Origin of the sequence: Flexivirga sp. (assembly GCF_035551235.1) — a bacterium.
Taxonomy (GTDB): Bacteria; Actinomycetota; Actinomycetes; order Actinomycetales; family Dermatophilaceae; genus Flexivirga.
Window position 1 is genome coordinate 1 of the sequence record NZ_DASZNO010000014.1, and the last position, 10,623, is coordinate 10,623.

A 10,623-nucleotide genomic window follows, 5' to 3' on the forward strand; every position below is an offset into this window, starting at 1 on the left:
TGAGCCAGGATCAAACTCTCCAAAAAAGAATCCAAAACTGGCAAAAATCGATCAAGAGCAAAAAAATGCTACAAAAACGATCAAACCAACAAACAATTGGCATCAATCATTCGACACGCTGTTGAGTTCTCAAAAAACGACTGCACCCTGTCGCTCCGCGTTTTTCTTGCTTCGCTCTTGGGGCTTTTAAAACTTAACACTCTCTTCCGTGTCTTTCCAAATCGATGTTTTCGGGCGAACCGAAGTAATTCGAATCGATCAGAAGGAGTGGTTTTTGTTGCTCCGGGACCGGCCGCCGAGGTTCTCGCCTGCGGTGTCCGTGCCTCCCTGGCAACGAGGATCTACCTTACCCGAGCCACCGTCTGCCGGCAACTTGGGGGTGAACCCTGCGCTCGTCACGTGGTGCACATCGACTTCCGCCGTTGTGCGCTCGTTCCCGAGGCGCGAGGAGAGACATTACCCAGCGCATGGCCGCACATGCAAATCGGCTCCATCCCGCCATTTTCGCGGGATGGAGCCGTTCGGTCATGCAGCGCGACGAGCCGCCGCCAAGTGCTTGCGCCCGCGTTTGAGCAGGGCCACCCGGCCGTGCAGGAACGCGTCGTCGTCGAGCACCGCCTCTGCGTCGGTCACCTTGACGTTGTTGACCGAGACACCGCCCTCGCCGATCAGCCGGCGCGCGGCGTTCCGTGAATCGGCGATACCGACCGCGAGCAGCGCATCGACGATCGTCGCCCCGGCGGGCACCTCACCGCCAGGCAACTCCGCGGTGGCGTCCTGCAGCGTGCGGGCGTCCAGGCCGGAGACGTCTCCCTTGCCGAAGAGCGCTTCAGAGGCCGCCTGCACAGCGGTGGTTGCTTCGGCGCCGTGCACCAGGGTCGTCATCTCCTGTGCCAGTGCCTTCTGCGCTGCCCGACGGAACGGCTCCTCCGCCACTTGCCGTTCGTAGTCCGCGATCGCCGCTTGGTCCTGCTCGGTGAACACCCGCATCTTGTCGATGACGTCGGCGTCGTCGAGGTTGATCCAGAACTGGTAGAAGGCGTAGGGCGACATACGGTCCGGGTTCAGCCAGAGTGCGTTGCCCTCCGACTTGCCGTACTTGCGGCCACTCGCGTCCGTGATCAGCGGCGTGGTCATCGCGTGGACCGACACACCCTCCGCGGAGTGGATCAGGTCGACGCCGGCAAGCAGGTTTCCCCACTGGTCACTGCCACCGAGCTGCAGCGTGCACCCCTCGGCACGGTAGAGATGCAGGAAGTCGAGCCCCTGCAGGATCTGGTAGCTGAACTCCGTGTAGCTGATCCCCTGGTCGCTGTTGAGCCGGCGCGACACAGCGTCCTTCTTGATCATCGCGTTGACGCGGAAGTGCTTGCCGTAGTCACGCAGGAAGTCCAGCGCCGAGATCGGCTCGGTCCAGTCCAGGTTGTTGACCATCATCGCCGGATTGTCACCGTCGAAGTCGAGCAACGCCTCCGCCTGCTGGCGGATGAGGGCTACCGCGGCGGCCACCTCGTCCTTGCTGCGCATCACGCGCTCCGAGTCGGGTTTCGGGTCGCCGATCAAGCCCGTCGATCCACCGACGAGGCACAGCACGCGATGACCGGCCCGCTGCATCTTGCGCGCCACGATGAGTTGCACGAGGTTACCGATGTGCAGTGAGTCCGCGGACGGGTCGAAGCCGACATACATCGTCAGCGGCCCGTCGGCGAGTGCCTCTCGCAACGCGGCCTCATCGGTGGTCTGTGCCACCAAGCCACGCCACTGCAGCTCGTCGAAGATCTCACTCACGATGTGTTCCGTCCTTCCGGGTACTTGGAGCGGCGGACGCCGCACCTGCCCAAGCCTGCCGTATCAGCCCGAGTGACGACGACGCGGTTTCGCCGCGCGATACGCCGACACCGTCGGGTCACCGTCGATCCAGAAGCGCCAGGGGTATGTCGTGCCGTCCCCTCCCGGGCCACTCACGCCGACCCTTGGGCCCGATCTGACCGATGCCCGGGGCACCGGGTCCGTCCACCGCACGCGCACCGGCGAGTCGTCCTCGTGCAGCGCGGTCCCGTTGTCGGCCAGCCCGATGCCCAGTGCCTGGGTCAGGCAGGCCGGGCCACGGGCCAGATTGCGCTCCGTCGTCGCGCGCCGGCGCTCACGCGCCAGTTCGAAGCCCTCGATCACCTGCCCGGCACGCAGCAGCACCGCGGACGCCCTGCCGTCCGGCCCGCACACGTAGTTGCAACACGTGTGCATGCCGTAACTGAAGTAGCAGTAGAGGTGACCGGCGGGACCGAACATCACCTCATTACGCGGAGTGCGGCCCCGGAACGCGTGCGAACCGGGGTCGTTCGCGCCGTCATACGCCTCGACCTCGGTGATCCGCACCGTGACGCCACGCCCGATCAGGTGCGCCCCGAGAAGCCGATGCGCGGTCGCGAAGGGCTCAGCGGTGCGCATCGATCCAGGCGAGGATCTGCGTGGCTGCCGCCTCTGGTGAACCCGCTGACGTGTCCAGCTGCAAGGCGTCGTCGGGTGCCGGGGTCGTGCCCTGGGAAACGATGTCCTCGACCATCGAAGGATCACGCAGCTTGTTGCGAACGGCTCGGTCGGGCAACACCAACCGATCACGTATCGCCGCTGGATCGCAGGACAACCAGACCGGGTAGAAGTCAGCGCCCCGGATCCTCGCGAGGTTCCGGATCTCGTCTGCAGCGCGCGCGTCCTCCGGAGTGTCGACAAGCCAGTTGGTGAAGATGTGCGAGATGTCGGTGGGTGCGGCGAGCACCGCTTCATGAACGATCTCCCGAATCCGCCCGGCCATCGGAATTGCCTGCGGCGGCAACGAGCCGTGCCCGTTGACACCCAGTGCGGTGAACACCGGATCGTTGATCAGGTGGTTGTCGAGCAACCGGGCGCCCGTGCGCTCCGCGAGCGCCGCGCCGATCGTGCGCTTGCCGCACGCCGGAGGACCGACCAGTTGCACGATCATCGTCACGGCCGCAGTGTCGCAGACGACGCACGACGAGCGCATCGGTATCGGCGGGTCGCCCGCGCGACCGCCGGGACCCGGAACCGCTCAGCGGACGCGCTGCGGGAAGTCCAGCTCCCGACCCGCCCAGGCGCGAGCGGCGGCCGAGGCGTCACGCGCCTGCTGCAGCTGCTCCGCCACCCGGACCGGTGCAGTACCGCCGACGCCATTGCGGGACGCGAGCGAACCGTCGACACTCAGCACGGAGCGGACATCCGGTGTGAGTGCGGGGTTGATGGCTGCCAGGTCGTCATCGGACAGGTCCCACAACTCGATGTCGCGTGACTCGCAGACGCGCACGCACTCCCCCGCCACTTCGTGCGCAACACGGAACGGCACGCCCTGCTTGACCAGCCACTCGGCAATGTCCGTCGCAAGCGCAAAGCCTTGCGGCGCAAGTGAATTCAGCCGGTCAGGGTGGAAGGTGAGCGTCGCGACCATGCCCGAGAACGCCGGCAGCAGCACCTCGAGGGTGTCGATCGCGTCGAAGACCGGCTCCTTGTCCTCCTGCAGGTCGCGGTTGTAGGCCAACGGCAGCGCCTTCAGCGTCGTCATCAGTCCCGCCAGGTCACCGACGAGCCGGCCAGCCTTGCCGCGCGCGAGCTCGGCGACGTCCGGGTTCTTCTTCTGCGGCATGATGCTCGACCCCGTCGAGAACGCGTCGTCCAGCGTGACGAAGGAGAACTCCTTGGTCGCCCAGAGCACGACCTCCTCGGCGATCCGGGAGATGTCCACCGCTGACATGGCCGACACGAACGAGAACTCGGCGACGAAGTCGCGACCAGCGGTCCCGTCGATCGAGTTGCGAGTGGAGGTGTTGAACCCGAGATCCTTCGCTACAGCACCGGGGTCGAGACCGAGCGAGGATCCGGCGAGTGCCCCTGAGCCGTATGGCGATTCGTCGGTGCGGCGGTCCCAGTCACGGAAGCGCTCGACATCCCGCAACAGCGGCCAGGCATGGGCCAGCAGGTGATGCGCGAGCAGCACCGGCTGGGCGTGTTGGAGGTGGGTCCGTCCCGGCATCGCCACGTCGAGGTGCTCGCCGGCCTGGGCGATCAGTGCGTCCACCACGTCGAGCAGCAGTCCGGCGACCAGCCGCGCGTGGTCGCGCAGGTACATCCGGAACAGGGTGGCCACCTGGTCGTTGCGCGAGCGTCCGGCGCGCAGCCGGCCGCCGACATCGGCTCCCGCGCGTTCGATCAGGCCGCGCTCGAGCGCGGTGTGCACGTCCTCGTCGTCCTGCGCAGGGGCGAAGCTGCCGTCCTTGACGTCCGCCGCCAGCTGGTCGAGCGCCTCGAGCATCGCGGTGACCGTTGCGTCGTCCAGCAGCCCCGCGGCGTGCAGCACGCGTGCGTGCGCCTTCGAGCCGGCGATGTCGTATGGCGCGAGCCGCCAGTCGAAATGGGTGGACTTCGACAGGGCCGCCAGTGCGTCGGCGGGCCCGCCCGCGAATCGGCCGCCCCAGAGGCTCAGGCGTTGTTCGGCGTCGGTCACGGAATGCTCACTCTCACTGGTCGTTTGTAGTCGTGGTCGGAAGAACGTCAGCCGGCGCCCGCCAGCTCCAACAGATGATCGCTCACCGCGCCGGCCTGCCCGTCCGCGGCGATGATCAGGATCGTGTCATCCCCGGCGATCGTGCCCAGCACGTGCTGCAGACCGGCATGATCTATCGCCGACGCCAGGAAGTTCGCCGCACCGGGCGGTGTACGCAGCACGACCAGGTTGCCCGAAACGGTTGCGGTGACGAGCAATTCAGCGCAGATGCGTCGTAGGCGAGCGTCCGTCTCCGCAGTGTCGCCGTCCACTCCGCTCACGAGAGTCCGGTCGCCGCCCTCGCCGGGCACGGCATACACGAGTTGCCGGCCGTGGCGCACCTTCACGGCGCCCAGCTCCAACAGATCACGGGACAAGGTTGCCTGGGTCACCTGGATGCCGTCCGCCTTCAGGCGTTGGGCGAGCGACGCCTGGGAACCGACCGACTCACGGGTCAGGACCTCGACGATGCGTTGCTGGCGCGCGGTCCGATTGGCGGCAAGCGGGCTGTCGTTCGTCATGCCGGATCACCGATTCGCTGACGACACATCATGATTCGAGCAGGAAGGACAGCACGGCCTTCTGCGCATGCAGCCTGTTCTCGGCCTCGTCCCAGACGACCGATTGCGGACCGTCGATCACATCACCACTGATCTCGAAGCCTCGATAGGCGGGCAGGCAGTGCATCACGATCGCGTCCTCGGCGGCGTGGCCGACCAATGCGCTGTCGACCGCGAACTTGGTGAACGGACTCTCGACGCCCTTGCGGTCGCCTGCCTCGGCCTCCTGGCCCATCGAGACCCAGGTGTCGGTGATCAGGATGTCCGCGTCGGAGGCAGCGGCGACCGGGTCATCGGTCACGAGCACCGACCCGCCGGTCTCACCGGCGATCTCACTCGCACGCTGCAGGATGTCCGCCCGCGGTTGATGCGTGGCCGGAGCACCGACGCGCACGTGCATGCCGGCGGTCGCCCCACCGAGCAGATAGGAGTGCGCCATGTTGTTGGCGCCGTCCCCGACGTAGGTCATCGTCAGGCCGGCGAGCGTGCCCTTGTGTTCCCGGATCGTCAGCAGGTCCGCGAGGATCTGGCACGGGTGGAAGTCGTCGGTCAGCGCATTGACAACCGGCACAGCGGAATTCGCCGCCATCTCCTCGATGCGCGCCTGCTCGTACGTGCGCCATACGATCGCGGCGACCTGTCGGTCGATGACCCGGGTGACGTCCGCGATCGACTCCCGCGTGCCGATCTGTGCGAGGTTGCCATCGACAACCATCGGGTGGCCGCCCAACTCGGCGACGCCCACGGTGAACGAGAGCTGGGTGCGCAGGGTCGGCTTGTCGAAGATCAGCGCCACTGCGCGTGGGCCGTCGAGCGGGCGTCGCGCGAAGTGATCGGCCTTGAGCTCGGCGGCGCGGTCCAGCACCGTTGCCTGCTCGGCCGGTGACAGGTCGTCGTCCCGCAGGAAGTGCCGGGTGCTCATGGTGTCGCCTCCTTGACGAAGTCGGGGAGCGCTGCGACGAAGTCGTCCAGCTGCTCAGCTTGTATGACGAGCGGCGGCGCCAGCCGAATCGCGTCCGGCGCAACGGGATTGACGATCACTCCCGCAGTGCGAGCCGCCGCTGCGACATCCGCACTGATCGCGGAGTCGAAGGTGATGGCACGCAACAGCCCCTGCCCGCGAACCCCGGTCACGTGCGGGATGTGCGCAGCGTCGACCGCGTCCGCGAGGTGGGTGCCCATGCGCTCGGCGTGCGCCAGCAGGTCCTCCCGCTCGATCGTGTCGAGGACGGCGAGCCCCGCCGCGGCGGCCAGCGGATTGCCGCCGAAGGTCGTGCCGTGCTGCCCGGCGGTGAGGAGACCCGACACTTCCGGTCCGAAGGTGATCATCGCGCCGATGGGCACCCCGCCGCCCAAGCCCTTGGCGATGGTGATCGCGTCCGGGACGATCCCGGCGTGCTGGAAACCGAACCAGCGGCCGGTGCGACCGATGCCTGTCTGGATCTCGTCAATGATCAGCAAAGCGCCTGCCGCCGTAGTGATTTCGCGCGCCTGCTGCAGGAAGTCGACCGATGGCGCGATGACGCCGGCCTCGCCCTGGACCGGTTCGAGCACGACCGCGCTCGTCGTGCCATCGACCGCGGCGCGCAGGGCCTCGACGTCGTCATACGGAACGTGCACGACGCCGGGCAGGAGCGGCTCGAAGGGCTCGCGGTAGGCGGCCTTGTGGGTCAGTGCGAGCGCGCCCGTGGTGCGTCCGTGGAAGGCGTGTTCGGCTGCGACGATGCCCGTGCGGCCGGTGCGACGGGAAAGCTTGATCGCCGCCTCCATGGCCTCGGCTCCGGAGTTGCCGAAGAACACGCGGGATCCCTCGGGTGCGCCGGACACCTCGAGCAGTCGCTCGGCGAGCCGGATCTGACCCGGTGAGGTGAACAGGTTGGAGATGTGGACGGCCTCGGCAACCTGCTTGGACACCGCGGCCACCAACGCCGGGTGACCGTGGCCGAGCGCGTTGACCGCGATGCCACCGATGAGGTCGAGGTAACGGCGACCGTCGACGTCCCAGACGTAGCAGCCGTCGCCGTGGTCCAGCACGATCGGCGGCGAGCCGAAGACGCCCAGCACACTGTCCGAATACCGTTGCAGCCACTCGTTGTTCGTAGTCATTATGCGTCCACCACCTTGTCGTCGGGGAGCACCATGGTGCCGATGCCCTCGTCGGTGAAGATCTCCAGCAGGATCGAGTGCGGCGACCGGCCGTCGACGACGTGGGTCTGCGGCACTCCCCCGCGTATGGCGCGCACGCACGCCTCGAGCTTCGGCACCATTCCCGCGTCGACCCGGCCCATCAGCTCCTCGGCCTGGCTCACCGGCAGCGAACTGAGCAGACTGTCGCGGTCCGGCCAGTCGGCATACACGCCCTCGACATCGGTCAGCACGACCAGCTTGTGTGCCTCGAGCGAGACGGCCAGCGCCGCCGCAGCCGTGTCGGCATTGACGTTGAGGACTTCGCCCTCCACGTCCAGGTCCGGGGCGACCGAGGACACCACCGGGATCCGGCCCGCATCCAGCAGGTCCTGCACTGCCGCCGGATTGACGGTGACCACGTCACCGACGTGCCCGATGTCGACGGTCTCGCCGTCGACGACCGCACCACGACGGCGCGCTCCGAAGAGTGCACCGTCCTCGCCCGACATACCGACGGCCAAGGGGCCGTGCTGATTGATGAGACCGACGAGTTCGCGGGAAACCTGCCCGGTCAACACCATTCGCACGACATCCATCGCCTCCGAGGACGTGACCCGCAGACCGCCCTTGAACTCCGAGGCGATGTCGAGCCGGTCGAGCATCCGCTGGATCTGCGGACCACCGCCGTGCACGACGACCGGACGCAGGCCGGCATACCGCAGGAACGCGACGTCCTGGGCGAACGCGGCCTTGAGCTCGTCATCGATCATGGCGTTGCCGCCGTACTTGATCACGACGAGTGCGCCGCGGAATCGCTCGAGCCAGGGCAGCGCCTGGACGAGGGTCTGAGCCTTGACCGCTGCGCCGGCCAGGTCGGTAGGGATCCGCTTCATGTCGAGTATGCCGAGTTCTCGTGGACGTAGTCGTGTGTGAGGTCGTTGGTCCAGATCGTCGCCGTGTCCTCACCCGCTGCGAGGTCGACGACGATGTGCACCTTGCGCCCGCTGAGGTCGACCAGCGAGCGGTCCTCGCCGACTCCCCCGTCGCGACAGACCTGAATACCGTTGATCGACACCGCAAGACGGCTCGGCTCGAAGGCCGCCCGGGTCGTGCCGACCGCGGCCAGAATGCGCCCCCAGTTCGGGTCCTGACCGAAGATCGCGCACTTGAAGAGGTTGTTGCGCGCGATGGACCGCCCGACCTCCAGGGCATCGTCGAGGTCCGCCGCGCGAACAACTTGGATCTCGATGTCATGTGCCGCGCCCTCGGCGTCGCCGATGAGCTGCTGCGCGAGATCGGCGCACACCTCGGTCAGTGCGGCGTCGAAGGCGGACCGGTCCGGCCGCACCCCGGACGCACCGGAGGCCATCAACAGCACCGTGTCATTGGTGGACTGGCAACCGTCGGAGTCGATCCGGTCGAAGGTCGTTGCCGTAGCCGCACGCAAGGCTTCGCCCGCCTCGCCGGCGTCCAGGACGGCGTCAGTGGTGATCACCACCAGCATCGTGGCCAGTGCCGGCGCGAGCATGCCCGCGCCCTTCGCCATACCGCCGACGGTCCAGCCATCGCGGCTGACGACGGACTGCTTGGGCACCGTGTCGGTCGTCATGATGGCTTCCGCTGCGGCCGAACCGCCCTCTGCGGACAGCGATTTGATCGCTTCATCGGCGCCCGCGAGCAGTTTCGGCATCGGTAGCAACTCGCCGATCAGCCCGGTCGAGCAGACGACGACGTCGCCGGCGGAGACGTCGAGCGAGCCGGCCACGTGCTCGGCGGTCGCATGCGTGTCCGCGAAGCCCTGGCCGCCCGTAATCGCATTGGCCCCACCGGAGTTGAGGATCACCGCGTCGGCGCGGCCATCGCTCACGACCTGCCGTGACCAGGTCACCGGCGCCGCTTCGACCCGGTTGCTGGTGAAGACAGCGGCCGCAACGTGGTCGGGTCCGTCGTTGACGACAACTGCCACGTCGGACTTGCCGCTCGGTTTCAGTCCGGCCACCACTCCTGCCGCCCGAAACCCTTGTGCTGCAGTCACACTCATCGATCTGCTCCTTCGGTTTCGATACGGGCCTCGTCCGTCACCCCTGCTCGACCCGCGAGGCGGGCGTGCCGGGTCACGGTGCGACCCCGGTCGTCGGTAGACCGAGGTGCTCGTCGAACCCGCGTGCCAGGTTGAGGCATTGCACGGCCCCGCCACCGGTTCCCTTGGTCAGGTTGTCGATCGCGGCGACCACGATCAACCGTCCGACCCGTTCGTCCACGGTGACCTGCAGCTGGACGTTGTTCGAGCCGAGCACCGCGGCGGTCGTCGGCCACACGCCCTCGGGCAGCACCTGCACGAAGGTCTCGTCGTCATACGCATTCAGGTAGGCGGCGCGCGCCTGCTCGGCGGTGGTGCCGTGGGCGAGCTGGGCCGAGCAGGTCGCCAGGATGCCGCGCGGCATCGGTGCGAGCGTCGGCGTGAAGGACACGGCGATGGTGTGCTCCGCCGCCCGGGAAAGATTCTGCTCGATCTCGGGCGTATGGCGGTGGACGCCGCCCACGCCATACGGACTCATCGAGCCCATGGCTTCGGCAGCGAGCAGGTGCGGCTTCAGCGACTTGCCGGCCCCGGACGTGCCACTGGCAGCGACGATCACGACGTCCCCGGTGGCGAGGCCCGTCGCGAACGCGGGCGCCAGCGCGAGCGAGGATGCGGTCGGGTAGCAACCCGGCACCGCGATGTGTGTCGCACCGGCCAGCTGCGTCCGCTGCTTCACACCGCCCTCGATCACGAGCTCGGGCATGCCGTAGGCCCAGCTGCCGGCGTGCTCGGAGCCGTAGAACTCCTGCCAGGCGGCCGGGTCGACGAGGCGGAAGTCGGCGCCACAGTCGATCACCGTCACGTCGTCCGGGAGCTGACGCGCCAGCGCCGCGGACGCGCCGTGCGGCAACGCCAGGAAGACGACATCGTGACCGGCGAGCGTCTCCGCAGTCGTCGGTTGCAGCACCCGGTCGGCCAGCGGCGCCAGGTGTGGATGATGTCGCCCCAGGGGGTCACCCGCGGACGACGCGGCTGTCACAGCCCCGATCGTCACCTCCGGATGACCGATCAACAGGCGAAGGATCTCTCCCCCGGCATACCCACTGGCTCCGGCGACCGCTACTGACAACACCTGCATGACTATACACGTTCACGAATAGTCATGCTCGACCGAGAGGACACTCGATTGCTGAGAGGACACTTGATTGCGCCCCGCAGGAGCCGTGTTATGTGTCAGTACATCGGTGACGGTTCTGTATCAGGACATCGGTGACAGTCCGATCGGTTGTTGGTGGTGACACTTCGTCGGCTCGGATGGGTCAGTGGCGAAGAATGAACCCGTTGATCCTCGTGTCCGTCTT

At 67.3% G+C, this 10,623-nt stretch carries 11 protein-coding genes; 1 reads left to right on the forward strand and 10 read right to left on the reverse strand.

Annotated features, from left to right (window positions below; genetic code table 11):
- Window positions 1–190: hypothetical protein (locus tag VG502_RS02500; protein WP_325548371.1), on the forward strand; the 190-nt coding region annotated here is incomplete at its 5' end.
- 335 nt (window positions 191–525) lie between these two features.
- On the opposite strand, the gene tyrS is transcribed toward VG502_RS02500, so the two are convergent.
- From tyrS to argC, 10 genes are all read right to left on the reverse strand, one after another.
- Window positions 526–1,788 carry a tyrosine--tRNA ligase gene (tyrS, locus tag VG502_RS02505; protein WP_325548373.1) on the reverse strand — a complete coding sequence of 421 codons (1,263 nt, stop codon included), beginning with the start codon at window positions 1,786–1,788 and terminating at the stop codon, window positions 526–528.
- Window positions 1,789–1,851: 63 nt separating this feature from the next.
- A complete protein-coding gene (locus tag VG502_RS02510; protein WP_325548375.1) occupies window positions 1,852–2,448 on the reverse strand; it encodes a DNA-3-methyladenine glycosylase in 597 nt (198 codons plus the stop codon).
- Entirely contained in the window at window positions 2,435–2,986 is a 552-nt protein-coding gene (locus VG502_RS02515) for a P-loop nucleotide/nucleoside kinase family protein (protein ID WP_325548377.1), read from the reverse strand. Before VG502_RS02515 ends, VG502_RS02510 begins: the two co-directional genes overlap by 14 nt.
- Before the next feature lie 81 nt (window positions 2,987–3,067).
- Window positions 3,068–4,513, reverse strand: coding sequence for an argininosuccinate lyase (argH, locus tag VG502_RS02520; protein WP_325548379.1), 1,446 nt, complete (start codon window positions 4,511–4,513; stop codon window positions 3,068–3,070).
- A 47-nt stretch (window positions 4,514–4,560) separates the two neighbouring features.
- Entirely contained in the window at window positions 4,561–5,073 is a 513-nt protein-coding gene (locus VG502_RS02525; RefSeq protein WP_325548381.1) for an arginine repressor, read from the reverse strand.
- 28 nt (window positions 5,074–5,101) lie between these two features.
- A complete protein-coding gene (gene argF, locus VG502_RS02530) occupies window positions 5,102–6,034 on the reverse strand; it encodes an ornithine carbamoyltransferase (protein ID WP_325548383.1) in 933 nt (310 codons plus the stop codon).
- Window positions 6,031–7,218: an acetylornithine transaminase gene (locus VG502_RS02535; protein ID WP_325548385.1), complete on the reverse strand. Its 1,188-nt coding sequence runs from the start codon at window positions 7,216–7,218 to the stop codon at window positions 6,031–6,033. The genes argF and VG502_RS02535 overlap by 4 nt, the downstream gene beginning before the upstream one ends.
- Window positions 7,218–8,132 carry an acetylglutamate kinase gene (gene argB, locus VG502_RS02540; RefSeq protein WP_325548387.1) on the reverse strand — a complete coding sequence of 305 codons (915 nt, stop codon included), beginning with the start codon at window positions 8,130–8,132 and terminating at the stop codon, window positions 7,218–7,220. The genes VG502_RS02535 and argB overlap by 1 nt, the downstream gene beginning before the upstream one ends.
- On the reverse strand, window positions 8,129–9,280 hold the full coding sequence (gene argJ / locus VG502_RS02545; RefSeq protein ID WP_325548389.1) for a bifunctional glutamate N-acetyltransferase/amino-acid acetyltransferase ArgJ: 1,152 nt from the start codon (window positions 9,278–9,280) through the stop codon (window positions 8,129–8,131). Before argJ ends, argB begins: the two co-directional genes overlap by 4 nt.
- A gap of 73 nt (window positions 9,281–9,353) precedes the next feature.
- A complete protein-coding gene (gene argC, locus VG502_RS02550; RefSeq protein ID WP_325548390.1) occupies window positions 9,354–10,400 on the reverse strand; it encodes an N-acetyl-gamma-glutamyl-phosphate reductase in 1,047 nt (348 codons plus the stop codon).
- Window positions 10,401–10,623: the final 223 nt, after the last annotated feature.